28 protein-coding genes and 1 tRNA gene are annotated in these 26,499 nt (G+C 29.5%); 18 read left to right on the top strand and 11 right to left on the bottom strand.

Annotated elements, in window-relative coordinates; genetic code table 11:
- Nucleotides 1-31 precede the first annotated feature (31 nt).
- From plsY to ruvX, 4 genes are read right to left on the bottom strand one after another with little or no spacing between them, the layout of a single operon-like run.
- A complete protein-coding gene (gene plsY, locus AC5SL1_RS03315) occupies nt 32-607 on the bottom strand; it encodes a glycerol-3-phosphate 1-O-acyltransferase PlsY (RefSeq protein ID WP_494600280.1) in 576 nt (191 codons plus the stop codon).
- 2 nt (nt 608-609) lie between these two features.
- Nucleotides 610-1,896, bottom strand: coding sequence for a dihydroorotase (gene pyrC / locus AC5SL1_RS03310; protein ID WP_494600279.1), 1,287 nt, complete (start codon nt 1,894-1,896; stop codon nt 610-612).
- The gene (locus AC5SL1_RS03305; RefSeq protein WP_494600278.1) at nt 1,897-2,838 is read right to left on the bottom strand and encodes an aspartate carbamoyltransferase catalytic subunit; all 942 of its coding nucleotides are present in this window, start codon (nt 2,836-2,838) and stop codon (nt 1,897-1,899) included.
- A gap of 42 nt (nt 2,839-2,880) precedes the next feature.
- Complete coding sequence (gene ruvX, locus AC5SL1_RS03300; protein WP_494580768.1) at nt 2,881-3,336, bottom strand: Holliday junction resolvase RuvX; 456 nt, start codon at nt 3,334-3,336, stop codon at nt 2,881-2,883.
- Nucleotides 3,337-3,387: 51 nt separating this feature from the next.
- On the opposite strand from ruvX, the gene gatC reads away from it, so the two are divergent.
- From gatC to AC5SL1_RS03265, 7 genes are read left to right on the top strand one after another with little or no spacing between them, the layout of a single operon-like run.
- Nucleotides 3,388-3,675 carry an Asp-tRNA(Asn)/Glu-tRNA(Gln) amidotransferase subunit GatC gene (gene gatC, locus AC5SL1_RS03295; protein ID WP_494600277.1) on the top strand — a complete coding sequence of 96 codons (288 nt, stop codon included), beginning with the start codon at nt 3,388-3,390 and terminating at the stop codon, nt 3,673-3,675.
- The gene (gene gatA, locus AC5SL1_RS03290; protein ID WP_494600276.1) at nt 3,675-5,132 is read left to right on the top strand and encodes an Asp-tRNA(Asn)/Glu-tRNA(Gln) amidotransferase subunit GatA; all 1,458 of its coding nucleotides are present in this window, start codon (nt 3,675-3,677) and stop codon (nt 5,130-5,132) included. Before gatC ends, gatA begins: the two co-directional genes overlap by 1 nt.
- Nucleotides 5,133-6,611, top strand: coding sequence for an Asp-tRNA(Asn)/Glu-tRNA(Gln) amidotransferase subunit GatB (gatB, locus tag AC5SL1_RS03285; protein ID WP_494586954.1), 1,479 nt, complete (start codon nt 5,133-5,135; stop codon nt 6,609-6,611).
- A 36-nt stretch (nt 6,612-6,647) separates the two neighbouring features.
- A complete protein-coding gene (locus AC5SL1_RS03280; protein ID WP_494600275.1) occupies nt 6,648-7,298 on the top strand; it encodes an O-methyltransferase in 651 nt (216 codons plus the stop codon).
- Nucleotides 7,298-8,203, top strand: a complete 906-nt coding sequence (gene trhO / locus AC5SL1_RS03275) for an oxygen-dependent tRNA uridine(34) hydroxylase TrhO (protein ID WP_494600274.1) — start codon at nt 7,298-7,300, stop codon at nt 8,201-8,203. The genes AC5SL1_RS03280 and trhO overlap by 1 nt, the downstream gene beginning before the upstream one ends.
- Nucleotides 8,204-8,212: 9 nt before the next feature.
- Nucleotides 8,213-9,583: an MATE family efflux transporter gene (locus AC5SL1_RS03270; RefSeq protein WP_494580762.1), complete on the top strand. Its 1,371-nt coding sequence runs from the start codon at nt 8,213-8,215 to the stop codon at nt 9,581-9,583.
- Nucleotides 9,546-10,031, top strand: coding sequence for a thermonuclease family protein (locus tag AC5SL1_RS03265; RefSeq protein ID WP_494600273.1), 486 nt, complete (start codon nt 9,546-9,548; stop codon nt 10,029-10,031). The genes AC5SL1_RS03270 and AC5SL1_RS03265 overlap by 38 nt, the downstream gene beginning before the upstream one ends.
- Before the next feature lie 34 nt (nt 10,032-10,065).
- Here the strand turns inward: AC5SL1_RS03265 and AC5SL1_RS03260 are convergent, their stop codons facing one another.
- The 6 genes from AC5SL1_RS03260 to AC5SL1_RS03235 are packed head-to-tail and all read right to left on the bottom strand — an operon-like array spanning nt 10,066 to nt 16,747.
- Nucleotides 10,066-10,806 carry an amino acid ABC transporter permease gene (locus tag AC5SL1_RS03260; RefSeq protein WP_494573638.1) on the bottom strand — a complete coding sequence of 247 codons (741 nt, stop codon included), beginning with the start codon at nt 10,804-10,806 and terminating at the stop codon, nt 10,066-10,068.
- A gap of 38 nt (nt 10,807-10,844) precedes the next feature.
- A complete protein-coding gene (locus AC5SL1_RS03255; RefSeq protein WP_494580760.1) occupies nt 10,845-11,612 on the bottom strand; it encodes an ABC transporter substrate-binding protein in 768 nt (255 codons plus the stop codon).
- 35 nt (nt 11,613-11,647) lie between these two features.
- Nucleotides 11,648-12,211, bottom strand: a complete 564-nt coding sequence (locus AC5SL1_RS03250) for a sarcosine oxidase subunit gamma (RefSeq protein WP_494600272.1) — start codon at nt 12,209-12,211, stop codon at nt 11,648-11,650.
- On the bottom strand, nt 12,204-15,212 hold the full coding sequence (locus AC5SL1_RS03245; RefSeq protein WP_494600271.1) for a sarcosine oxidase subunit alpha family protein: 3,009 nt from the start codon (nt 15,210-15,212) through the stop codon (nt 12,204-12,206). The genes AC5SL1_RS03250 and AC5SL1_RS03245 overlap by 8 nt, the downstream gene beginning before the upstream one ends.
- A gap of 6 nt (nt 15,213-15,218) precedes the next feature.
- Nucleotides 15,219-15,494 carry a sarcosine oxidase subunit delta gene (locus AC5SL1_RS03240; protein WP_494573642.1) on the bottom strand — a complete coding sequence of 92 codons (276 nt, stop codon included), beginning with the start codon at nt 15,492-15,494 and terminating at the stop codon, nt 15,219-15,221.
- Nucleotides 15,494-16,747, bottom strand: a complete 1,254-nt coding sequence (locus tag AC5SL1_RS03235; RefSeq protein WP_494586966.1) for a sarcosine oxidase subunit beta family protein — start codon at nt 16,745-16,747, stop codon at nt 15,494-15,496. The genes AC5SL1_RS03240 and AC5SL1_RS03235 overlap by 1 nt, the downstream gene beginning before the upstream one ends.
- 67 nt (nt 16,748-16,814) lie before the next feature.
- On the opposite strand from AC5SL1_RS03235, the gene AC5SL1_RS03230 reads away from it, so the two are divergent.
- Nucleotides 16,815-16,906, top strand: a tRNA-Ser gene (locus tag AC5SL1_RS03230).
- On the opposite strand, the gene AC5SL1_RS03225 is transcribed toward AC5SL1_RS03230, so the two are convergent.
- The gene (locus tag AC5SL1_RS03225; protein ID WP_494600270.1) at nt 16,907-19,123 is read right to left on the bottom strand and encodes a lytic transglycosylase domain-containing protein; all 2,217 of its coding nucleotides are present in this window, start codon (nt 19,121-19,123) and stop codon (nt 16,907-16,909) included.
- Between the two features lie 41 nt (nt 19,124-19,164).
- Between AC5SL1_RS03225 and dapA the strand changes: the two genes are divergently transcribed.
- The 10 genes from dapA to recO are packed head-to-tail and all read left to right on the top strand — an operon-like array spanning nt 19,165 to nt 26,499.
- The gene (gene dapA / locus AC5SL1_RS03220) at nt 19,165-20,046 is read left to right on the top strand and encodes a 4-hydroxy-tetrahydrodipicolinate synthase (RefSeq protein ID WP_494573646.1); all 882 of its coding nucleotides are present in this window, start codon (nt 19,165-19,167) and stop codon (nt 20,044-20,046) included.
- A complete protein-coding gene (gene smpB / locus AC5SL1_RS03215) occupies nt 20,046-20,516 on the top strand; it encodes an SsrA-binding protein SmpB (RefSeq protein WP_494580755.1) in 471 nt (156 codons plus the stop codon). Before dapA ends, smpB begins: the two co-directional genes overlap by 1 nt.
- Complete coding sequence (gene folK, locus AC5SL1_RS03210; protein ID WP_494573648.1) at nt 20,482-21,003, top strand: 2-amino-4-hydroxy-6-hydroxymethyldihydropteridine diphosphokinase; 522 nt, start codon at nt 20,482-20,484, stop codon at nt 21,001-21,003. Before smpB ends, folK begins: the two co-directional genes overlap by 35 nt.
- Before the next feature lie 19 nt (nt 21,004-21,022).
- Nucleotides 21,023-22,768 carry a bifunctional (p)ppGpp synthetase/guanosine-3',5'-bis(diphosphate) 3'-pyrophosphohydrolase gene (locus AC5SL1_RS03205; protein ID WP_494600269.1) on the top strand — a complete coding sequence of 582 codons (1,746 nt, stop codon included), beginning with the start codon at nt 21,023-21,025 and terminating at the stop codon, nt 22,766-22,768.
- Complete coding sequence (pyrE, locus tag AC5SL1_RS03200; RefSeq protein ID WP_494600268.1) at nt 22,725-23,312, top strand: orotate phosphoribosyltransferase; 588 nt, start codon at nt 22,725-22,727, stop codon at nt 23,310-23,312. Before AC5SL1_RS03205 ends, pyrE begins: the two co-directional genes overlap by 44 nt.
- Nucleotides 23,309-24,028 carry a pyridoxine 5'-phosphate synthase gene (locus AC5SL1_RS03195; protein WP_494600267.1) on the top strand — a complete coding sequence of 240 codons (720 nt, stop codon included), beginning with the start codon at nt 23,309-23,311 and terminating at the stop codon, nt 24,026-24,028. Before pyrE ends, AC5SL1_RS03195 begins: the two co-directional genes overlap by 4 nt.
- Before the next feature lie 2 nt (nt 24,029-24,030).
- Nucleotides 24,031-24,420 (top strand): holo-ACP synthase, encoded by a 390-nt coding sequence (gene acpS, locus AC5SL1_RS03190; protein WP_494600266.1) that lies wholly within the window; start codon nt 24,031-24,033, stop codon nt 24,418-24,420.
- Complete coding sequence (gene lepB, locus AC5SL1_RS03185) at nt 24,420-25,154, top strand: signal peptidase I (protein WP_494600265.1); 735 nt, start codon at nt 24,420-24,422, stop codon at nt 25,152-25,154. Before acpS ends, lepB begins: the two co-directional genes overlap by 1 nt.
- On the top strand, nt 25,154-25,822 hold the full coding sequence (gene rnc, locus AC5SL1_RS03180) for a ribonuclease III (RefSeq protein ID WP_494600264.1): 669 nt from the start codon (nt 25,154-25,156) through the stop codon (nt 25,820-25,822). The genes lepB and rnc overlap by 1 nt, the downstream gene beginning before the upstream one ends.
- Nucleotides 25,819-26,499 carry a DNA repair protein RecO gene (recO, locus tag AC5SL1_RS03175; protein WP_494586974.1) on the top strand — a complete coding sequence of 227 codons (681 nt, stop codon included), beginning with the start codon at nt 25,819-25,821 and terminating at the stop codon, nt 26,497-26,499. Before rnc ends, recO begins: the two co-directional genes overlap by 4 nt.

Here is a 26,499-nt window from a genome sequence, read left to right as displayed (position 1 = left end):
ACAAACTACTCAAAAGCTTTTGATAGTCAAATCAATAAATTTTTGTCTTTGTTTCTTCTTTATTTTTAAGGCGTTTAACGTTTTCTCTGTGAGTATAGAGTATTAAAATAAACATTATCATAAAAAAAATTGAATTATGATTTCCAAAAATGAATAAATAAAGTGGAATAACCAAACTTGCAATCATTGATGATAAAGATGAAAATTTTGAAATGACAAATATAATTCCCCAACTAACAACAAAAACAAAACCTAGAATAATATTTATAGAGAAAAGTATACCAACATAAGTTGCAACACCTTTTCCACCTTTAAATTTTAGCCATACAGGAAATACATGACCCAAAAATGCACTTAAAGAAGCTATAAAAACATATTCTGGATAGTTAAATTTTACAAATAAAACTGGAATAACTGCTTTTGCTATATCTAGGGCTAATGTCGTATATCCTAAAGCCTTATTACCAGTTCTTAGGGCATTCGTTGCACCAATATTCCCTGAGCCAATATTTCTAATATCTTTTTTTAAAAATATTTTTGTGAGTATAAAACCAAAAGGTATAGAACCAAGAACATATGATACTAATGCAATTAATAAATATTCCATTATTATAATTTAAATAGTTCTTCACCTTTTACAAATGTATTTGTTACTTTACCTTGGAGTTTTTTATCTTCTATCGAAGTATTTTTAGATTTTGATATCAGTTTTTCTTTTTTTACAATCCACGGTTTATCAATATCAACTATACAAAAATCAGCGTCATTTCCGACTGAAAGATTACCTTTATTTATTCTTAATATTTTAGCCGGGTTTGATGTAAGTGCTTTAATTATAGTTTCTAATTTTACTGATCCGTTATGATGTAATTCTAAGCTTAATGAAAGTAGTGTTTCAATACCTGATGCACCGGTAGCTGCTTGAGCAAATGTTAATCTTTTTTGCTCTTCATCTTCCGGCTTATGATCTGAAACAATTACATCAATAGTACCATCCTTTAACCCTTGTACGAGCCCAATTCTATCTTCTTCTGTTCTTAATGGTGGTGATAATTTTAAGAAGGTTCTGAAATCCCCAATATCATTTTCATTTAATGAAAGATTATTTATAGAAACCCCAGTTGTAAATTTAACTTTTTCTTTTCTTTCTTTAATTATTTCAATTGATTTTGCAGCAGATACTTGTGATATATGATATCTACACTTAATATTTTCTAGTAACGTTAGATCTCTCTCTATAATTATTCTTTCAGCCACTGAAGATATTCCTGATAGTCCTAGTTTTGTTGCAATAATTCCTGAATTGATCATTCCATTTTTAGATAACTCATAGTCTTCAGCATGCTGCATAATTAAAGTCCCAAGATCTTTAGCAGAATTCATTATACGAGACATTAATCTAGTATTTTGAATAGTTTTTATACCATCTGTAAATCCAATTATACCTCTGCTTTGAAGTAGACCAAATTCTGTCATTGTAATTCCTTCAATGTTTTTTGTAAGGGCTGCACTAGGAAATACGTTAATTTTAGATTTATCTCTTCCACGTCTTTTTAAAAAATCTACAATTGAAACATTATCTATAATAGGATCTGTGTTTGGCATAGTGACAACTGAAGTTACGCCACCAGCAAGAGCCGCATTACTTAAGGTTCTAAAATTTTCCTTGTATTCATAACCTGGCTCACCTGCAAAAACTCGCATATCTACTATTCCTGGAAATATATATTTTCCCTTTAAATCAATAATCTTTTCTCTTGAAGGTATATTGTTCGTGTTTACTTTTTTGCCAATAGCTTCAATAGAACCATCTTCAGCAATAATCATTCCACCATTTTCATTAATTGAATTATGAGGATCAATTATATTAGCATTTATAAAGTATTGTTTTTTCATTTATTCACAAAATATTTTTAAACAAGCCATTCTTACAGCCACCCCAAGTTCAACTTGTTCTTTAATTACACTCCTGTTGATATCGTCAGCTAACTTTGTATCTATTTCAATACCTCTATTCATTGGCCCTGGATGCATTATTAATGCATCATCTTTTGCATATAATAGTTTGTCAGGAGTTAAACCATAATATTCATAGTATTCTCTATTTGAAGATAAAAATGAGCTAGTCATTCTTTCATTTTGTAATCTTAACATCATCACAATGTCACAGTCCTTTAATCCTTTTTTCATGTCTGTAAAAGTATTTACTCCAAATTTTTCTATCTCTTTTGGCATTAAATTAGATGGTGCAATAATATTAACTTCTGCTCCTAACATATTGAGCAGATAAATATTTGATCTTGCAACACGTGAATGTGTTATGTCACCACAAATTGCTATCCTTAAACCTTCAATTTTTTTTTTTCTATTTATAATCGTTAAAGCATCTAATAAAGCTTGAGTAGGGTGTTCACGACTTCCATCACCAGCATTAAGTACAGCACAATTTACTTTTTGGGACAAAAGATTACATGCTCCAGAGTCTTGATGTCTAATAACAATAATATCAGGATGCATTGCATTCAAGGTCATTGCTGTGTCTATAAGTGTTTCACCTTTTTTAATTGCAGAATTTGCCATATTCATAGACATGACATCTGCACCAAGTCTTTTACCAGCTAGTTCAAACGAACTTTGTGTTCTCGTAGAAGGTTCAAAAAATAAATTGATTTGTGTCTTACCATTTAAAATATTTGTTTTTTTGCTTTTACTTTGATTTAATTTAATAAATGATTTTGCTTCATCTAAAATTAGATTGACATCATTGATGGATAAATCTTGAATACCTAGGAGGTGTTTTTGAGAGATTTTAATAGCTTTATTTGTTTTACTTGCCATTAAAATTAACTCTATAACTATTAATAGGCACTATGGCAAGTATTAATTATTCAAATAATCTATTGCCCCTTGTAAAATAAAGGCAGCAGCATTTTGATCTATAGTTTTTACTCTTTTAGATACATTAACATCCAATAAACTAGAAATATTAAATGCCCCAACCGTTGAAAGTCTTTCATCCCATAGTATCACTGGCAGATTAATTGATTTAGATATATTTAAAGCTACATCATTAACAGATTGAGCTGATCTGCCCATGCTACCGTCCATATTGACAGGGTTCCCAATAATTATCCCTCCAATATTGTTTTCTTTGATAATAATTTTAAGTTGGTCGATTAGTTCATTTGTGTTTGTTTTATTGATAGTTTTAAATGGTGTGGCAATTGATTGCCTCTCATCACATATGGATACACCAATTCTTTTAGAACCCAAATCTAAACCAATAAATCTGACTTTATTTGCTTGTTTTAATTTGAATTCTTCAATTGTGATCATATTGTATATTTTAAACTTAAGTGATAGTTTGCCCGCATATTTAATTATCACATGACTATTGATCTTAAAACAATAAAACACATATCAAAATTATCAAGGATTTCTGTAGAAGAAAGTAAAGCTAATAAATTGGCTGGAGACCTGAATTCGATATTTGATTTTATAGAAAAATTAAATGAACTTGACACTGAAAATATTGAACCTTTAACCTCTGTTGCTGAAATAACTTTAAAATTAAGATCTGATGAAGTTAAAAGTGAAAATATTAGAGAGCAAATATTGAAAAATTCACCTGATGAAAATGAAGATTTTTTTGTCGTACCAAGAGTTGTTGAATAATGACTAATATTACTTCATTAACATTGTCTGAATTAGTAAAAAATATTAAAGATAAAAAACTATCCTCAGAAGAAACTACAAAAGCTTTCATAGAAAGAGGGGAGAAATCCCAAGATTTAAATACTTATATCACTGAAGATTTTTCTAATGCTCTCAAAAAGTCAAAAATTTTTGACCAAAAACCAAATTTTGATTTAAAACTACCAGGAGTACCCATGGCAGTTAAAGATTTATTTTGCACTAATGGAGTAAAAACAACTGCAGGAAGTAAGATGTTAAGTAATTTCATTCCGACATATGAGTCAACAGTCACTCAAAATATTTGGAACGAAGGTGCCATTTTACTTGGTAAGTTAAATTGTGATGAATTTGCAATGGGCTCTTCTAATGAAACAAGTTTTTTTGGAAATGTTCAAAGTCCAATAGATAAAGATCTTGTCCCTGGTGGTTCATCTGGTGGTTCAGCATCAGCTTTAGCTGCTAATTTAACTCCAATTACAATTGGTACTGATACAGGAGGTTCTATTAGACAGCCTGCATCATTTACAGGAACAGTAGGATTAAAACCAACTTATGGAAGCTGCTCAAGATATGGGATAGTTGCTTTTGCATCTTCTTTAGATCAAGCAGGTCCAATGTCTAAAAATGTAAAAGATTGTGCTTTGCTTCAAGAAGTTATTAGTACCTACGATGAAAAAGACTCAACATCAATAAACTTTAAAAGAAATGAGTACAGCAAGGAGTTAACAAACAATATTAAAGGTATGAAAATTGGAATTCCTAAAGAATATAGAGTTGATGGCATGCCTAAAGAAATTGAAGATTTATGGTTTAAAGGGATTGAGCATATAAAAGATTGTGGTGCAGAAATTATAGAAATTACACTACCACATACAAACTATGCTTTACCAACTTATTATATTGTAGCTCCTGCAGAGGCATCTTCAAACTTAGCAAGATACGATGGTGTAAAATATGGTTTTAGATCTAAGGGTGAAAATCTTATTGATATGTATGAGAGAACTAGATCAGAAGGATTTGGTAGTGAGGTTCAAAGAAGAATAATGATTGGAACTTATGTTTTGTCATCAGGTTACTATGATGCATATTATTTAAAAGCCCAAAAAGTTAGAAAATTAATTAAAAATGATTTTGATGATGCATATAAAAAGGTTGATGCAATTTTAACCCCCTCAACACCCAGTGCTGCTTTTAAGATTGGGGAAAAAACTAACGATCCAATTTCGATGTATTTAAACGATATATTTACAGTACCAGTTAATCTAGCTGGTTTACCTGCAATTTCTATACCAGCAGGTTTGGATGCAAAGGGTTACCCGTTAGGACTTCAAATTATTGGAAAAGCCTTTGATGAACAAAAAATATTAAATATTGCTTATGCAATGGAAGAAAAAATTCAATTTAAAAATAATATTACTGATTGGTGGATAAAGTAAATGTCAAAAGATAAATCAGAATATCTAGTTGAAAGAGGAGACAACATCTATGAGGTAGTCATTGGTCTTGAAGTCCATGCGCAAGTAACCTCAAATTCTAAATTATTTTCATCATCATCAACAACTTTTGGAGCTGAACCCAATACACAAGTAAGTTTAGTAGATGCTGCCTTTCCTGGAATGTTACCGGTTATTAATGAATTTTGTGTTCAACAAGCAATTAAAACTGGCATTGGATTAAAAGCTCAAATTAATAAAAGATCAGTTTTTGATCGAAAAAATTATTTTTATGCAGATCTTCCTCAAGGGTATCAAATTTCTCAGTTTAAATATCCCATAGTAGGTGAGGGCACTGTAATACTTGATATGCCAGATGGTCAAAAAGAAGTTGGTATAGAAAGACTTCATTTAGAGCAAGACGCTGGAAAAAGTATACATGATATGGATCCACAAAATACATTAGTAGATTTAAATAGATCAGGAGTAGCATTAATGGAAATTGTGAGCAAACCTGATTTAAGATCACCTGATGAGGTGAGTGCTTATATCAAAAAGCTAAGATCAATTATGAGATACTTAGGTACATGTGATGGAAACATGCAAGAAGGTTCTTTAAGAGCAGATGTAAATGTTTCTGTACGATTGAAAGATTCTAAAGAACTAGGGACACGTTGTGAAATTAAAAATGTAAATTCAATTAAATTTATGCAAATGGCAATAAATTATGAAGCAAATAGACAGGTTGATTTAATTGAAGAAGGAAAATCAATCGATCAAGAAACAAGATTGTTTGACACTAAAAAGAATGAGACTAGATCAATGAGATCAAAAGAAGATGCTCATGATTATAGATATTTTCCAGACCCAGATTTATTACCACTAGAAGTATCAGATGAATTTATTGAAAAACTTAAAAGTAATATTCCAGAACTTCCTGATGATAAGAAAAAACGATTTATTGATGAATTTAAGATTTCTTCCTATGAAGCTACAATATTAGTTTCTGACATTGATATAGCAAAATATTTTGAGGAAGTTGTTGCCAAAATGGGCAAGAATAAAGATATGAAGTTAGCAGTTAATTGGATTACTGGGGAATTATTTGCTGTCTTAAATAATAGAAACTTGGAAATTTCAGAAAGTCCAGTAAGTGCAAAAAATTTAGCTAAACTTATCAACTTAATTAAAAATGGAACTATTTCTGGAAAAATAGCCAAGTCAATTTTTGAATTAATGATAGATAATGATAAAGATCCTCAAATAATTGTTGAAGAAAAAGGTTTAAAACAGGAAAGTGACCCAAAAGCTTTAGAAGCGTTAATAGATAAAATAATTGATACCAATAGAGAAAAAGCTATTGAATATAAACAGGGTAAAGAAAAACTATTTGGTTTCTTTGTAGGACAGGCAATGAAGGTTTCTGGTGGCAAAGCTAATCCACAGCTAATAAACGAAATATTAAAGAAAAAACTTCAATAGCCTTATAATAGGTAGACACAAAGGACTTAAAATACCATGGGTAAAGCAATTAGAATTACTGAAAAGCTTGAAAAATATATAAATAATTTTAGTTTAAAGCTAAATCCCATCCAGCAAGAAATCATCAATTATAATAATACTCTTGGAGACGTTAAGAGAATGCAAGTAGCAACATCTCAATGTCATTTTCTTCATTTAATTATAAAAACCTCTAACATTAGAAATGTTCTTGAGATTGGTACTTTTACTGGGTTAAGTGCGCTTTCAATTGCATTAGCACTACCAGAGAATGGTAAACTTATAGCTCTTGATAAAAATGAAGAGACCAACAAGATTGCAGTAAGTTTTTTTAAGAAAGCCAATCTGGATAATAAAATTAAAACAATTGTTAATCCTGCATTAGATAGTTTGGAAGAATTAAAGAATAATAAATTCGATATGGTTTTTATTGATGCTGATAAAATGAATTATAAAGAATATTACGAAAGATCTTTAAAACTAGTGAATAAAGGTGGATTGGTTATTGTAGATAATGTTTTGTGGCACGGTGAAGTTGCAGATGAGAATAATTTAGATAAATTCACTGTAAATATTAGAGACTTTAATGATTATGTTGCAAAAGATAATAGAGTGGAACAAATCATTGTACCATTAGGTGATGGAATGACTGTTTGTAGAGTGTTGTAATGTTCGATGTATTTGGATTTTACAAATTTAAAAAACTTACCTCATTAAAAAAAAGTAGGGTTTTACTTCAGAATTATTTAATAAAAAAAAATATCCGAGGAACAATAATTATAGCGAGTGAAGGTGTAAATGCAACAATGTCAGGAAAAGCTAATGATCTAAAGTCAACTATTGCCAAGATTAAAAAGATATTGAATTTTAAAAAGTTTGATAGTGAAAATATTTCAAAAAGTAAATTTCAACCTTTTCACAAACCAAAAGTAAAAATTAAAAAAGAAGTAGTTCCCATGGGTCTTTCTTTGTCATCAAAAAATAAGAAAGATAATCATGTAGATCCTAAAAAATGGAATAAGTTAATTAATGATAAAAACACATTAGTACTAGATTCAAGAAAACCCTTTGAGTACAATGTCGGTACCTTTAAAAGATCAGTTAATCCTGATGTTGCTAATTTTAGAGAATTTCCAAAATATCTAAATAAGTTAAAAAAAACAAAGCCAATTGCGATGTTTTGCACTGGTGGAATTAGATGTGAGAAAGCTTCAGTATTTTTAGAAAAAAAAGGTTTTAAAAATGTTTATCAATTAAAAGGTGGAATTTTAAATTATTTAAAAAATATTAAAAAAAAAGAAAGTCTATGGAATGGTGAATGCTTTGTTTTTGATAACCGAATTAGTGTTAAACATGGATTAAAGGTTGGCAGTTATTCAATGTGTAGTGGATGTAGAAAACCTGTCTCTCCAAAAGATAAAAAGTCTAAAAAGTATGAAGAAGGTGTTTCTTGCCCAAATTGTCATGATAGTTTGACAATCGTCCAAAAAGAAAGATTTAGAATGAGACAAAGTCAAATAAACCTTGCTAAAAAGACTGGTTCAAAGCATAAATTCCAAAAAGAATTTAAATAGAAAAATCATTTGTCTAAAGCTATTAACTTAACAAAAGATCCAATTTGGTTACTACTTCAAAAAGTAACGATACCTGCTAGTGTAGGTTCTTTATTTCAAACTTTCTATAATTTAGTTGATACATGGTTTGCAGGAAGAATTTCTGCTGAAGCTATAAGTGCTATAGCTAAATCATTTCCAATATATTTTGTAATTATTGCCGTTGGTGTTGGTATTGGAGCTGCAACAAATTCATCTATTGGTAATCTTTTAGGTGAAAAAAAAATAAATAAAGCTTCGTTATTTATCGCCCAATCAATAATTTTTGCATTAGTTACTTCTATTATTGTTACTTTATTTGGGCTAAACGCAGCTGATTTTCTTTTAAGTGTTATGGGATCTGATGCAACAGGTATTGCTTTAACCAGAGAGTATTTAGATATCATTTTTTATGGAACGTTCATTGTAATGATTCAAATCTCTTTAAATGGAGCCCTGAATGCACAGGGTGATACCAAGAGTTACAGAAATGTACTTATTTTTAGTTTCTTTTTAAACATTTTTTTAAACCCTTTGTTTATTTGGGGATACGGAATTATCCCTGCATTTGGAATAGGGGGCCTTGCTATTGCAACTGTTATAGCTCAAACAATTGGTACTATTTATTTAGCTTACAAAATTAATTCTTGTAAGTTAAAAAAATATTTATCAATAAATTGTTTTATACCTAAGTTTATTTTTCTAAAAGAATTATTCATGCAAGCTACTCCAATTATGATTAGTATGCTTTTTATTGGTGTAGGTATCTTTAATATATTATATTTTATTGGACAGTTTGGAGATCTTGCAGCTGCTGGTTATGGTGCGGCTTTAAGAGTAGAACAAGTTTTTTTACTGCCTGTAATTGGATTAAATACAGCTGTCCTTTCAATTGGTGGACAAAACTTTGGTGCAAAAAAGTACAATCGTATTCGTGAACTTTATACCAAAGCTTTAACCTTTGGATGTTCTTTTATGGCTGCTGCAGGTGTAATTTTGTTTTTTGGAGCAGAATTCTTTGTTTCTTTATTTACTGAAAACCAAGAAGCTATTTATCATGGAGCCATTTATCTAAAAATTGCTGCTTTAATTGCACCAATTTATCCTGTATTTTTTATTACCACAGCAGTATTTCAGGCTCTTAAAAAACCTATTTTTAGTCTCTACCTTAGTATTTTGAGATTAACAGCTTTTCCGTTTTTGTCTTTATGGTATGTAATTAATATTAGAGGTGGTGACTATGCAGATATTTTTTATACAATCATGGCAACAAACTGGTTTATGGGTATTGCAGTAATTATATTTATTGGATATTTTTTAAATAATGTTTTTAAACAAAAGAAAAGCCATTTTACTTATTAGCATAAGTTTAATAATATTTTTTTTAACATACAATCAAGTTAAGTCTCAAATTATTAAAATAGTTGATGGAGATACAATTCATATTAATGGAGAAAAGATCAGATTTACTGGTATTGATACTCCAGAATTAAAACAAACATGTGTGAAGGCAGGTATTAGTGATCCCTGTGGAGTTACCGCAAGGCAAATACTTATTGATAAAATAGGAAATTATACTGTTAATTGTATTAGTGAAGGAAAAGATCGATACAAAAGAACACTAGCAGAATGTTTTGTTAATAATGAAAGCCTATCAAGCTATTTAGTTAGAAGTGGCTATGCATTTGCCTACAGAAGGTATTCAAAAAAATTTGTACCTGATGAAGATTTTGCAAGAAATAATAAAATTGGTATGTGGTCGATGGAGTTTGATTATCCTTGGGATTATAGAAAATCTAAAAAAAATTAAACCTAAAGATTACTTTTTTTGACAGTCTTAATTCTTAATTATTACCATCTCTTTTGAGGCGATTTTCAAACTTTCTTACAAAAAATGAGACAATTAAGATCAAAACTAAATATTCTAAAATTAAGAAGGTATAAATTTCTAATGGTCTATAAGTAGACACAACTAATTCATTAGCCTTTCTTGTTAAGTCACCAATACCAATAATTGAAACTAGTGAAGACATCTTTAATACATATACAAATTGATTGCCTAATGCAGGTAAGATATTTTTAATTGCCTGAGGAAGGATGACTAATCTTAACCTTTGATAAAAAGTTAATCCAAGTGTTGATCCTGCTTCCCACTGAGATTTTTTTATTGAGTTTATACCAGCCCTAAATATTTCTGCTTGAAAAGCACTTTCGCTTATCGCAAGTGCAATTATTCCAGATACAAAAGGACTGAAACTTATTCCTGTCATTATTGGAAGTCCATAATAAATCCATAAAATTAAAACAAGCAGGGGTATAGCTCTTACAATTTCTACATAGCAAACATTTATGTATGTTAAAAATCTATTTTTAGCTAAAGATGGAATTGCAACAATAAACCCTAATATTGCAGATATGATTATAGATACTACTGAAATATAAATTGTTGTAGTTAAACCACTTAATAAAAATTTAAGATTTGTTAACCCTTCAACATTATTGGGTGAAAGAATAAACCAGCCTAATTCTTGGCCACTACAAGAAGTAAGAGTTATAAATAAAAGTAAAAAAATTAAATTTTTCACTTTTAAATTATAATTGATTAAAGAATATTATCTAATCTTTATAAGCTTTTTAAATTATATTTTGCTAAAAGTTTATCAAAGAAACCAGAGGATTTTTTATCTTTAATCCACTTATTTACATAATCATTCCAAACTTTATCATTTTTATTAACCATCATAGCTAAAAAAGCAGGATTTTTTTCTCCATCAGGAACAATAGCTAGTTCAGGATATGTAATAACTAATTTATTTGCCTCAGTAGAGCTTGTAATATTTCCATCTGCTCTTCCAGCTAAAACTTCTTGAAAATCTCTTGCTGGCGCTTCAACAGATCTTAGATTTGATTTTGGAAAAAACTCCTTTGCTTTTTCTTCTTGTGAAGTTCCTAGTGTTGTTGCAATAGTAATATTACTGTTGTTCAATGAATCCCATGTCGAATATTTTTTTAAATTCTTTTTAAGCACCAATGGTACAGTTCCATATTTATAATATGTGTCAGTAAATCCAGCTACTTCAGCTCTTTTTGGTGTTTTCGTAACACTTGTAGAAATATCATATCTTCCTGCAGTAATTCCAGAAACTATAGTCTTCCATTCTGTAGGTACAAATTTAATTTTAACACCCATATCTTTAGCTAGTTCACTCATTACATCAATATCAAATCCTTTATACTTATTTGTAGCAGGATCTTTTAGAGTCATTGGATCCCAGTCACCTGTAGTTCCAACTTTTAATTCACCAGAAGATAAAATCTGATCAAGTTTAGATTCTGCGTTAAGTGAGAAGGGTAAAAGTGCTAATAGCACCACAAGGAGTATTTTTTTCATAATTTAAACATATATGAAAATTAATGTGTGTAAGGTTATAACCTTGACGCACTATCACTCATCCAGGAGTGTAAATGTTGGGAAAAAGAGCGCCTAATGAATAAATCCACATTATTTATCTCTTTATGGTGAATAATAACATCAATATGAGCTAGAATCGTTTGTACAACCAAACCTTTTTTCGTTTTAAAATTATTAAAGTTGAAAGGCGAGCCTGTTGCTAGTAAATCAAAAACCTTACTACCCTTAATATTTAGCATTACAAATTGATCACTTACATCAGTCACTGCACCTAATTTAACTTTTGATATACTTCTAATTAACTCATCTTCAACTTCGTAAGTATTACTGTCTTCACTTACAGTTTCATTTGATGTTAACATCCATTCATCAGGACTTAACCAAAAAGCAGTTAATTTTTCAGTTGAAGTAGAAGTATTAGCTTCTGTCGGTAAAAGCATATTGAGATTTTTTCCAATTGCGGTCATAAATTCTTTTGTTTTGCCTCTTACGATTAGTTTCATTATAGGTTTAATTTCCTTTATTTCTAAATCAGAATAAGTGATATCACCTTTAATAGATGTTTTATAATTAAGCATTTAACCTCTCATTTTCTTTGTCAAAAAAAACAGGGTTAACAATTGTGACGTTAATATTTTTGTTTTCCATAGGGATATATAATTTTTGACCAAGCATATTTTTTCCACCCCTAACTACTGCTAGTGCAATTGATTTATTTAGATTGGGACTATAATAACTTGAAGTAACATGACCTAACATTTCAACTGGTTTTTGATTTATATTAGCTACTATCTGAGAACCTTCTTCCAATACCTCTGATGGATTATCTGTTAATAGACCAACAAGTTGTTTACGGTCCTCTCTCATAGTGTCTGATCTATACAAAGATCTTTTTCCAATAAAGTCATATTTTTTCTTACTAACAATCCAGTCCATTTGTAGGTCTATAGGTGTCATCGTTGCATCGGTATCCTGACCAACAATAATAAATCCTTTTTCCGCTCTTAATAAGTGCATCGTCTCAGTACCATAAGGTGTAATGTTGAACTCTTCACCGGCCTCCATACATTTTTTCCATAAAGCTTCACCGTAATTTGCCTGAATATTGATTTCATAACTATGTTCACCCGTAAAACTAATACGCATAATTCTACATTTAATATTATCTATTTTGATATTTTTGAACGACATATGAGGAAAATTTTCATCAGAAAGATCAAGGTCTGGTGCTAATTTTTTTAAAATCTTTTTACTATTTGGACCACAGATACTAGCTGTTGCATAATGATCAGTTACCGATGATAGGTAAACATCTAGTTCAGGCCATTCAGTTTGAAGATAATCTTCTAATTTTCCAAGTACATTTGCTGCGCCCCCGGTTGTGGTTGTCATTATATAATGATTTTCATCTAGTCTAGTTGTAACACCATCATCATAAACCATACCATCTTCATTGAGCATTAAACCATAACGACATTTTCCAATAGCAAGTTTTGACCATGCATTTGTGTAAACTCTATTTAAAAATTCAGAAGCGTCTGTTCCTTGAATATCAATTTTACCAAGCGTTGAAGCGTCTAATATGCCTGCACTCTCTCTTGCTGCTTTACTTTCTCTTTGTACGGCTTCATGCATGGTTTCATTATTTTTTGGATAGTACCAAGCTCTTTTCCACTGACCTACGTTTTCAAATTCAGCCTTATTTTCTATATGCCAATCGTTCATAGGCGTTCTTCTAAATGTATCAAAAAATTCACCAACATTTCGTCCAACAATTGTTCCAAATGTTAAAGGAGTGTAGGGAGGCCTAAAAGTTGTCGTTCCAAGTTCACCCATTTTTACACCTGCAGTTTCTGCAATAATACCAAGTGCATGCATATTACCAAGTTTGCCTTGATCGGTACCCATCCCTGTTGTTGTATATCTTTTTACATGCTCAATTGATCTGAAACCCTCTCTTAGAGCAAGTTTAATATCTTTTGCTGTTGCATCATTTTGATAATCAACAAAGGGTTTGGTCTTTCCTAAAATCTTATCAGAAGGAAGCAACCAAATATTTCTAAAATCCTTATCTTTAGGACATTTTATTTCTAAATTGTCATATTCAGTTTCGTTTATATTTAAAAATTCTTTTATAGATTTTACAGAGCTGGTTATTACATCATCAATTTCAAAATCACCATTACAAGATCCAATACTTATTTGATCAGAAGGGTATTTATTTGGTATAAAAACCTGATCTTTATCTCTAAATTTTAATTTACCCCCTGATTGAGTAAAAAGATGTACTGCTGGTGTCCATCCACCTGCAATAGACAAACAATCACAATCCAATATAATTTTATCCGAACCGCTAAATGATTGTCCATCTTTAGATAGTTTCATTATTGTAATCTTATTAATTTTTTTATAACCCTCGGTATCCACTACAGTATAAGAGTTATATATTTTAACTCCTAGATTTTGAGCTTCTTTTGTAAATTCTGTATTAGATTTTTCTCTAATATCGATTATTGCATCTACATTAATTCCTTTTTTTATCAAAGAAATTGCTGCTTCATAAGCTGTATCATTATTAGTAAAGAAGATATTTTTTTGACCAGTTGCTACACCATAATAATCAGCATATTTTTTAACAGCTGATGCAAGCATAATGCCAGGTCTATCATTGTTATTAAATATTAATGGTCTTTCTAATGCTCCTGTTGCAACAATAACTTTTTTAGCTCTTATCTTTAACAACCTTTGTCTTACTTTATTTCTTTTATCTGAATGAGGAAGATGATCTGTTAAATTTTCTCTTGCTAATAAATAATTATATCCATGATAAGCTGCCACACTTGTTCTTGTTTTAATTTCCAAATTATCAATTTTTTTTAAATCATTTATTTCATTCTCTAACCAGATTGATGAATTTTGACTATTTATCTTAACATGATCTGTATTTTGATAGATTGTAGCACCACCAAGTTCATTTTTTTCATCAAGCAATAATGTTTTTAGATTATTTTTTGCAGCAGTCTTTGCAGCTAAAATTCCCGCAACGCCAGCACCAATTACAAGAACGTCACAATGAATATATTTATGCTCATAAATATCCGGATCAGGTTCAGTTGGTGATTTACCTAGTCCTGCCGAATGTCTGATTAAAAACTCATATTTTTCCCAAAAATTAGCAGGCCACATAAAAGTCTTATAATAAAATCCTGCAGGTAGAAGGGGAGATATAAAATTATTTATGCCACCTATATCAAAGTTGACACTTGGCCAACAATTTTGGCTTGTAGCCTCTAGACCTTCATAAATTTCAACTTCAGTCGCTCTGACATTTGGTTCTGTGAATGCTGTGTTTTTATTAACTTGAACAATTGCGCTTGGTTCTTCTGACCCAGCTGTCATTATTCCCCTTGGTCTGTGATATTTAAAACTTCTTCCAACTAAATGAACATCATTTGAAAGGAGGGCTGAAGCTAATGTATCTCCTTTAAATCCATAGTAAGTTTTATTATTGAACTTAAAAGCAATCTTTGTTGTTTCATCAATAAAATTACTAGTTTTTACTCTTAACTTTTTTTGCATATAAAATTAAATTGACGGTGGTTTTTCACCCATTTTATAAACGGCTTTTATTTCATCATTGGAAGTGTCACGTACCATGTTAAACCATTTTCGACATCCATGGGCATGGTTCCATCTTTCAAATTGCACACCTTTAATATTTTTTCTCATGAAGAGATATTCCGCCCACTCATCATCACTTAATTCTGTAGGTTGTTTTGGTCTTTCAATATGAGCTTCTCCACCAGCTTTAAACTCGCTTTGCTCTCTTTCTCCACAAAAGGGACAAGTAATTAAAAACATTAATGAGCTACCGCCGCTGCACCATGCTCATCTACAAGATCCCCACTAACAAATCTGTTTAGATTAAATGCAGCATTTAATTTATGAGGTTCATCATTAGCTATCGTATGAGCAAATAGATCACCTGACCCAGGTGTTGCTTTAAATCCACCAGTGCCCCAACCACAGTTAAAATAAAGACCTTTTATAGTAGTCTTACTTATTATGGGACTTGCATCTGGACAAATATCAACAATACCACCCCATTGTCTAAGCATACGCATTCTACTAAAAATGGGATAAAGTTCTAAAATAGCGTTTAAAGTTCCTTCAACAATATCATGACTTCCTTTTTGTGAATACGAAACATAATCGTCTGTACCTGCACCAATTACAAGTTCACCCTTGTCAGATTGGCTAACATAAGCATGTACAGCATTAGACATCACAACTGTATCAATGATTGGTTTAACAGGCTCAGACACTAAAGCTTGAAGAGGTTTGCTCTCCAAAGGCAAACGTAAACCAGCCATATTTGCTAGTACGCTTGAGTGACCTGCAGCAACTACGCCAATTTTTTTAGCTTTAATAAATCCTTTTGAAGTTTCTATACCTTCAACTTCATCACCATTTCTTTTAATACCTTTTACTTCACAATTTTGAATTATATCGACACCCATTTCATCTGCACCACGTGCATAACCCCACGCAACAGCATCGTGTCTAGCTGTCCCAGCTCTTCTTTGTAACGTTCCACCTAATACAGGATAACGTATGTCAGGAGAAGTGTTTATGATTGGACAAAATTTTTTAACTTCTTCAGTACTTAAATAAACTGCATCAATTCCATTTAATCTATTTGCATGAGTTCTTCTTTTTAAATCTCTAATATCTTGAAGATTGTGAGCCAGATTCATCACACCTCTTTGACTAAACATTACGTTATAATTTATTTCTTGTGAAAGACCTTCCCATAGTTTTAAAGCATGATCATAAAGGCCAGCACTTGCGTCCCATAAATAATTTGATCTTATAATAGTTGTGTTTCTTCCTGTGTTTCCACCACCAATCCATCCTTTTTCAACAACTGCAATATTTTTCATATTATGTTTTTTTGCTAAATAATATGCTGTTGCAAGACCATGACCACCACCTCCAATAATTATTGCATCATACTCTTTTTTTGGAGCAGGGTCTTTCCATGCCTTTTGCCAATTTTCATGGTAGGAAAAAGCATTTTTAACTAAAGAAAATATTGAATAGTTGTTTTTCATAATAATAAATAATAATTACTTTATAAATATTGAATATTCAATACAATCAGCTATATCGTTAATCTGTGGAAGAGTGGGTGAGAGGCTGAAACCAGTCGTTTGCTAAATGACCGTGCGGGGAAACTTGTACCGAGGGTTCGAATCCCTCCTCTTCCGCCATTAGAATAGTGGTTGATCCTTAAAAAAATCTTTCATTTCTATTGGTTTTTTTTCTAAAATGTATCTGTAAACATTATAGTTTTCCATTACACGCTGAACATAATTCCTAGTTTCCTTGAATGGAATTAATTCAACCCAATCAACAAAATCAATCTGTTTTTTTTGTGGATCTTTATTAATTTTTTTCCAGTGTTTAACTCTTTTAGGTCCAGCGTTGTAAGCTGCAGTTGCAAACGGGTAAGCTCCATCATAATCAAGTATTAACCCTGCGATATAATGAGATCCTAAATTGATATTATATTCTGGGTCAGAGGTTAACCGAGACTTTGAGTACGGAAGCTTTGCTTGTTTTGCAACTAGTTTTGCAGTGTAAGGCATTAGCTGCATCAACCCTTGAGCACCAACATGACTATTAGCCCTCATATCAAACTCACTTTCTTGTCTTATAAGTGATAATATAAAAGCAGTTTCAGGAATTTTTCTTCCATTCACGTATTGAGGCACACTTATTATTGGATAGTTGTAAGTATTATGAAATCTCTTCTCATATGAGGCTATCTTTGAAACTTGTATAGCAAAATCATATCTTGAAATATTTGTTGCAAGTTCTGCAGCCAAAACCTCACTTCCATTCTTAATATTATCATTTGCTAGATGTCTTAAGATATTTTTAGTATATTTATCTTTATCTAATTCATCTAAAAGATAACTAATTTTAACAAGTTCTTTTTTTTTAAAATATTTTCTATATTCATCCTCAACAATCTGTTGTTCTTCAAGTTCAAATTTCTTATTGGGGCTAATTTTTAAAAAAGCTAATTGACCGTAGTATGTGGTTAGATATTTAGTTGCCTCCTTATACCAATCTTCTGATTGTTTTTTATCACCAATTTTCTCATAAGCTCTACCAAGCCAATATGCACCTCTAGATAGACTTATAGGATAACTTACATTTTGGTAAAAATTATTGAAATGATCAATTGCTAAAATTGGATCATCTAAAAAACTTAATGCAATCCATCCACTTATCCATTCAGCTTCAGCAAATTCAGGACCTGGATCAAGAGAATGTTGACTTGCAACTTTGTATGCCGTTTCATATTTATCTTTATAAATAAGAGCTCTTGTCATTATAGCTCTTTCAACCCACCATTTGTCAGGTCTCACAAGATAATCTTTATCATTTTTAATTGAAAATATAATCTCAAGAGAGCTATCAATTCTCCCTCTTTTTCTTCTCCATTTAAGTCGATCATGATTTAAACCAGCATCATTTTTAAATTTTTGTGGAACATTTTTAATTGCATTGTCTACACCGTAAGATTTGCTCATTAAAATTTGTCTAGCTGTATAAAGCAATTGATAATCTTTTGGCAGATAAGGAAGCATTCTTTTTAAATCCCAATATTTATTTTCCCAGGCTAAATAATCAGCCCTTTTTACATAGTCTGTTGAATTAAGATATTTTTTATATTTTTTGTTCAATTTTTTCATTTGAGATCTTGAAAGTTCGGCTGTGATCCAACCTTTTTTTATCAATGAAACTCCTTTTTCAATATTTCCAGTTTGAATATAACTTTCTCCTAATATTAGTTCACCATAACCGCTTAATGGTTCCTTCGAATTAAACCAATCAATGATTTTCTTTGGTGAAATTTTTTCTGTAGAAAGTTTTTTTTCTGCTAAATATCTAATTCTGTTTATTCGAGGATAATCATCATTATTCTTTAAAAAAACTAAATAATCATAAAAAGTTGCTTGATTTCCTGAAGTTAATAAATGTCTCCATTGAACAAAATTATATATAGATTTGTCTCTTGCTTTTTTAGAAATTGACAAAGCTGATGACCACTGACTTTTTTCCATTGCCTGAATAGATTTTTTTGCTATGGCGAAATCTTTTTGACTATAATATTTAGAAGTATTTTTAACAGAGGGTTTTATCTTTTTTACTATTAAAGGTTTGCTCTTTGGAATTGAATAATTAATCTTTTTATCAACAACTTTTGCAACTTTATCTTTATCTTTATTTAATTGAATTTTTGTAGGTTTAGATTTTGGCTTTATTATACTCTGGGAAATTTTTTCATTTATTGTTTTTTCATCTAATATAGGTTTTTTTAAGGGTAATATTGTAACTTCTGCAGCATAAGAATTGCTTATTATTGACAATAATAATAAAAATAATTTTATAAAAAATAAAGTATTTTTAACCATAAATTTAGTAAATGAATCTTTAAACTATGTTATAAGTATTTATGTTCAAAGGATCAAATGTTGCTTTAATCACCCCGTTTAAAAATAATGAGCTAGATATAGATGCTTATATTAAGCTTATACATTTTCAAATTTCTAATGGCACAAATGGATTGGTACCAGCAGGTACAACGGGTGAATCTCCAACTTTAAGTCATAATGAGCATCAAAAAGTAATCGATTTATGTGTTAAAGAGAGCAATGGTAAAACTATAGTAATAGCTGGAACCGGTTCTAATTCTACAGAAGAAGCAATTTCACTCACAACGCATGCAGAAAAAGCAGGTGCTGATGCGGCATTGGTGGTTACACCTTATTACAATAAACCTACGCAAGAGGGACTATTTCAACACTATAAAGCAATAAATGATAAATGTGGAATACCAATTATAATTTATAATATTCCTGGAAGATCTGTAATCGATATGTCTGTTGATACAATGGCTAGATTGTTTGAATTGAAAAATATTGTTGGTGTTAAAGACGCTACAGGTGATTTAGAAAGAGTTAACCAACAAAAAGATAAGATGGGAAATGATTTTATTCAACTTACAGGTAATGATGATAATGCTTTAGAGTTTAATAACAGAGGTGGTATTGGTTCAATAAGTGTAACTGCAAATATTGCACCTAAGTTATGCTCAGATTTTCAGAAGGCATCAAAGTTAGATAATGCAGAAAGTAAACTTGAAGCTGTTAAATTAGATAAAATTTTACAACCTGTTCATAGCTCAATGTTTGTTGAAAGCAATCCAAGTCCAGTTAAGCATGCAGCTAAACTTTTAGGCTTATGTGAGGACGATGTAAGATTGCCATTGGTTAAAGTTACTGACACAACCAAAAATATTGTAAAAAAAGCTCTAGTATCTGCAAAATTACTCTAATGAATAAAAAAACCAATTCTGGTTTAAAAATTATTTGCTTAAATAGAAAAGCAAGTTTTAATTATTTTTTCGAGGAATTAATTGAAGCTGGAATTGTTCTCAAAGGCTCTGAAATAAAATCGATTAGAGAAGGCAAAATAAATATAGCAGACTCTTATGCTGTTGAAAAAAGTGGAGAAATTGTTTTGATTAATTCACACATCTCAGCATTTAAACAAGCTAGCTATTCTAATCATAATCCAACAGATGAAAGAAAATTATTATTAAATAGAAAAGAAATTAATAAACTAATTGGTAAAATGCAAAGAGATGGACTAACTCTTGTTCCAACAAAAATGTATTTTAAAAAGGGCAAAGCTAAAATTGAGATAGCAGTTGCAAAAGGTAAAAAGCAATTTGACAAAAGAGCTACTAAAAAAAACAGAGATTGGAATCGTGAAAAAGCCAGACATATTAGAAAATCGAGTTAAACATTCATATTTGGCAATCGGATCAAATCTAGGTAACAAAATTAACAATATTAATTTAGCTAAATTTGAATTAGAAAAAAATAGAATAAAAATAGTTAAAACCTCATCATATTATCTATCTAACTCATGGCCAGATCCACTGTTGCCAAAATATATAAATGTAGTCATTAAGGTTAAAACTACACTTAACCCTCTTGAATTATTGAAATATTGTAAATTAATTGAAAAAAAATTAGGTAGATCAAAAACCAAAAAGAATGCTCCAAGAACATGTGATATTGACATTATTGATTATGACAAAAAAGTATTAAATTTTATTGAAGAAAACCTTTTTATTCCACACCCTAGAATGAAAATGAGAAGTTTTGTTTTATTGCCTTTATTTGAAATAGATAAAAAGTGGAAAGATCCAAAATCTGGTAAAAATATTGTTAATTTAGTCTATAGTTTGTCAGTAAAAAACCTTAGATCTATTAAACAAATATAAATTAGTGTTATAATAACCTATGCTTAATTCTGAAGAACTTATAAATAAAGTCAAAAATTATAATAAGTTTTTAAATCCTGAAAAATTAAATAAAGCATACCAATACGCTGTTAAAGCGCATGAAAATCAAAAACGTGCATCAGGCGATCCCTATTCAAATCATCCAATAGCTGTTGCTTCTATACTTAGCGATTTAGAATTAGATAGCGCTACAATTGTTACTGGATTACTTCATGACACAATTGAAGACACACATGCTACATATGAAAATATCAAGAAAGAGTTTGGACAAGAAATTGCGGATTTAGTTGAGGGTGTAACCAAAATTTCTGTTTTTGAAAATCAAGCAAACTCTAGTTCAAAAGCTGAGAATTTTAGAAAATTAATTTTAGCTACCTCTAAAGACATTAGAGTTTTATTAGTAAAACTTGCGGATCGTTTACATAATATGAGAACGATTGATGCTATTAGCAAAATTGAAAAAAAAGAAAGAATTGCTAAGGAAACTATGGAGATCTATGGACCATTAGCTGATAGAATGGGCATGCACAGAATAAGAGATGAATTGGAAGATTTATCTTTTAAAGTTTTAAATAATAAAGCAAGAGAACTTATCAAAAAAAGATTAGATGAAATTCGTGAAGATAAAGTAAATAACTTTAAATCAATTTCTATACAAATTACAGAACTTTTAGATGATCATGACATTAAAGCTAAGATTTTTGGAAGAGAAAAAACTCCTTTTTCAATTTGGAGAAAAGTACAAAAAAAAAGAATATCCCTTGAGCAAATTACAGATATAATAGGTTTTAGGGTTATATTGCCTAGTGAGCATGATTGTTATCAAGCACTTGGAATATTTCACCAACATTGGAACTGTATACCTGGAAAATTTAAAGATTATATTTCTTCACCAAAAATTAATCACTATAAATCATTGCACACAGCTGTAATTGGACCAAATAAAAGACCTATAGAAATTCAAATTAGAACTATGGAAATGCATGAATTTGCTGAAAGAGGTATTGCATCTCACTGGAAATATAAATCTTCTGAAAAATTTAACTCACTTACTTGGAAAGAATATGATTGGTTAGCAGATTTAGTAGAAATTATTGATAAAAATGAAAATCCTGAACATCTCTATGAGTATACTAAACTTCAAATGTTTCAGGAAAATGTTTTTTGCTTCACACCCAAAGGTTCAGTAATAAAATTGCCAAAGGGCGCAACTCCAATTGATTTTGCTTATGCGGTTCACACAAAAATTGGTGATAATGCTATTAGCTGTCAAATAAATGGAAATGATAGTGAACTACAAAGTATTCTTCATAATGGAGATGTTGTTAATATAATAACTTCAAAAAATAAATCACCTTCACTTCACTGGATACCAGTTACCAAAACAGGAAAGGCTAGGGCAGCAATAAGAAGATATTGGCATTCGAAAGGTGAACAAAAAGAAGAAAGAATAAAGAAATATAACACTACATTATGGATATCTTTACCAGATCAACCAGGCAAACTAGGTGAAATTACAACATTACTAGGTAATCACAGATTAAACATATCTAATGTTGAGATGCATGAAAAAACACAATATTATATTAACTTTAAGTTCCATTTGATAATTAGAGACCTGAAAAACTTTACAAATTTTATTAGCGAACTAAAACAAAAGAATATTAAGTTTAAAATCATAAGACATGAGGAAAAAAGAAATGCTTTCACACAAAAAATCTTTAAATATTTTAAAAAAAACTAACGCTTTACTTGAAGGACATTTCGTACTTTCTTCTGGACTGCATTCATCTAAATATATTCAATGTGCGAAACTGTTAAGTTTTCCAAATTTAGCTAATTCTATTTGTAAATCATTGGCCCAAAAGATCAAAAAAAAATTTAAATATATAGATTTAATTTTAGCTCCAGCGATGGGTGGGGTAATTATTGGTTATGAAATAGGTAAAATTTTAAAAAAAGAAACTATATTTTGTGAGAGAGTTAACGGTAAATTTACTTTGAGAAGAGGCTTTAATATTAAAAAAGGTTCTAAAGTATTAATTATTGAAGATGTTATAACAACAGGAAAATCCAGTTTAGAGTGTGTAAATCTAATTACTAGACCAGGAGCAAAACTTATTGGCTTTGCTACTATTATTGATAGATCAACAAAAAAATCTTTAAAGATAAAAAAAGAAATTATTTCTCATATGAAAATTGATGTTCCGACTTTTAAAAAAAATAAACTTCCTGAATTTCTTAAAAATACACCCATAACAGTGCCAGGAAGTAGATTTATAAAATGAAAAAATTGGGTGTAAACATAGATCATGTTGCAACAATTAGAAATGCAAGAGGCTCAAACCATCCAAATCCATTATTTATAGCAAAACATGTTAGCAAATGTGGCGCAGATTCAGTTACAATACATTTAAGAGAAGATAGAAGGCACATAAATGATCAAGATGTTTTAGAAATCTGTAAAGATAAAAAAATAATTACTAACCTGGAAATTTCTTTAAATGATGAAATAGTAAAGATAGCATTAAAAAATAAACCCAATTATATTTGCATTGTTCCAGAGAAAAGAAAAGAGATAACTACAGAAGGTGGTTTAAATTTAAATAAAAATAGAACTAAAATTAAAAAAGTAATTTCATTATTTAATAAAGCAAATATTAGAACTAGTCTATTTATAGATCCAAATTTAAAAGATATTCAAAGTGCAAAAGAATTAAATGCTGATTGTGTTGAAATACATACTGGAAAAATTTCAGATTTAATTAAAAAGAATAAAGACTATAAAAAAGAGCTAACAAAAATTAAAAAATGTTCTAAGTTTGGTAAAAATTTTGGTCTTGAAATCCATGCGGGTCACGGTCTTGACTATAAAACAACTGCAATATTAACAAAAATTAAAGAAATTACAGAATTCAATATTGGACATTTTATAATTGGTGAATCTGTCACTCATGGTTTAAAAAAAACGATTAAATCTTTTAGAAAAATAATAAGTAAATAACCATGAAAATACTTGGTATAGGTGTTGATATAGTTGATATCACAAGATTTAATAAATTAATAAAAAATAAAGATTTTATTAAAAGAATATTTTCTAACTCAGAAATACTTATTGCTAAAAAAATTCGAAATAAAAAAGCCTATTATGCAAAAAGATTTGCTGCTAAAGAAGCTTTAGCGAAATCAATTGGCACTGGCTTTAGAGACAATCTTAACTTTAAAGATATATCAATTATTAATGATAAATTAGGTAAACCTTCTTTTGTAATTACAAATAAAATAAAAAATATTGTTAAAGATCAATTCAAAACCTCTTCATTTAATTTCTTTCTATCAATTTCAGATGAAAAAAAATATTCTATAGCCTACGTAATTTTACAAAAAAATAAATAATGATAAGTAAAAACTTTATAATTGAAAATATTAAAACAATTTTTTATGCCTTAATCATTGCGATTATTATTAGATCTTTTTTCATACAACCTTTTTATATACCCTCATCTTCTATGGAACCTACATTATTGGTTGGGGATAGATTATTTGTTACCAAATATTCTTATGGTTATAGCAAACATTCTTTTCCATTTAGTCCACCGATACTCAATGGCAGAATATTTTCACAAAAACCTGAAGTAGGAGATGTTATTGTTTTTAAAACACCTGCTGACAATAGAACAGATTATATCAAAAGATTAATAGGATTACCTGGAGATAATATTCAATTCATAAATGGTGATTTATTTCTTAATAATAATCAAATTTTTAAATCAAGGGTTCCAAAGAATGATATAATTTATTGTGGCAATCAAACTATAGATGTTATTAAGTTTGAAGAAAAATTACCAAATGGTGCAATACATAATACCGTTTATTTAAAAAATTATAGTTTTCAAAATTCTGATGTATTTATAGTTCCACCAAAACATTACTTTTTCCTTGGAGACAATCGAGATTGTTCTAAAGATAGTAGATATTTAACAAGCGTTGGATATGTCCATGAAGATAATCTAGTTGGTAAGGCACAATTTATCTTTTTTTCATCAGATTTTAGAATTGCAAGTATCTTTTCTTTTTGGAAATGGCACAAAACTATTAGGTTCGATCGTTTTTTTAAAACTATTAATTAATGAAAATATCTTCATCAATCTTAGAAAAGAAATTAAAGTTAAAATTTTCTGATCCTAAAATTTTAATAAAAAGTCTTACTCATAAAAGCTATGACTCTTTGAATAATAATGAAAAAATTGAATTTTTAGGTGATAGAGTTTTAGGGTTGGTTATTGCAAAAAAATTATTAGAAATTTATCCAGATGAACGTGAAGGAATATTGGATAAAAAATTTGCATCTCTAGTTAATAAAAGAAAATGCTTAGAAATTGCAAAAAAAATTGAATTACAAAAATATATTTTGGTATTTAATCCAAAAAATAAAAAAATTGTAATTGAAGACAAAGTTATAGCTGATTGCTTAGAAGCTTTAATAGGTGCGATTTATTTAGACAAAGATATTAATTTTGTTGAAAAATTTATTCTAAATTTGTGGAATGAGCATATTAATGCAAGTGTGATAACTGAAATTGATGCCAAAACTAAACTTCAAGAATATTCTTTAAAGATGTTTAAAACTTTACCTATTTATAGATTAATATCAAATACAGGGCCTCGTCATAAGCCATTATTTAAAGTCTCTGTGAAATTAAAGAATACTAGAATTTTTACAGCAGAAGGTTCATCTAAAAAAGATGCTGAACAGAACGCTGCAACCATATGTTTTGAGAGTATTTTTAAAAAATGAATTGGGATGATAAAGGATATTTGTTATCTAAAAATCGATACAATGAAAATTCCATTATAGCAGAGGTATTTACTGAAAATTATGGAAAAATTTCTGGTATTATTTTTGGTGGTACTTCAAAAAAAATTAAAAATTATTTACAGATTGGCAATAAAATTCATGTTAATTATAATTCCAAAAGTTTAAATAGAATTGGTTATTTTAAAGTAGAAATTGTTAAAGCTACTACGCCAATTTATTTTGATAATAGTATAAAACTTTGCTGTATAACTTCTGCTATGCATCTTGTAAAACTTTTAACAGCTGAAGCTCAATCAAATAATGACATTTACATTTTAATAGATGAATTTTTTGATTTATTAACTCATGATAATTGGATTGAAGAATATATTTTTTGGGAATTAAAGTTATTAAAATTACTTGGTTATGATCTTGAACTTAAAAAAATGGTCGAAAAAGAAGTTATAGAAGGAGAAATTAATTATTTTGTAAAATCATCTTCAGAAAAAAAATTTATTCCAAACTTTTTGATAGATCAAAATACAAAAAATATTGATTTAAAAAATTTATTAAAAGGTTTTAAGCTTCTTAGTGATTATCTTGAAAAAAGTATATTGAAACCAAATAATTTAAATTTACCCGTTTCAAGAAGTCATTTTATAAATTTATTGAAATAG

Source organism: Candidatus Pelagibacter sp. PS_10_02 (assembly GCF_059418005.1).
This window is presented reverse-complemented; position numbering and strand designations above follow the sequence as displayed.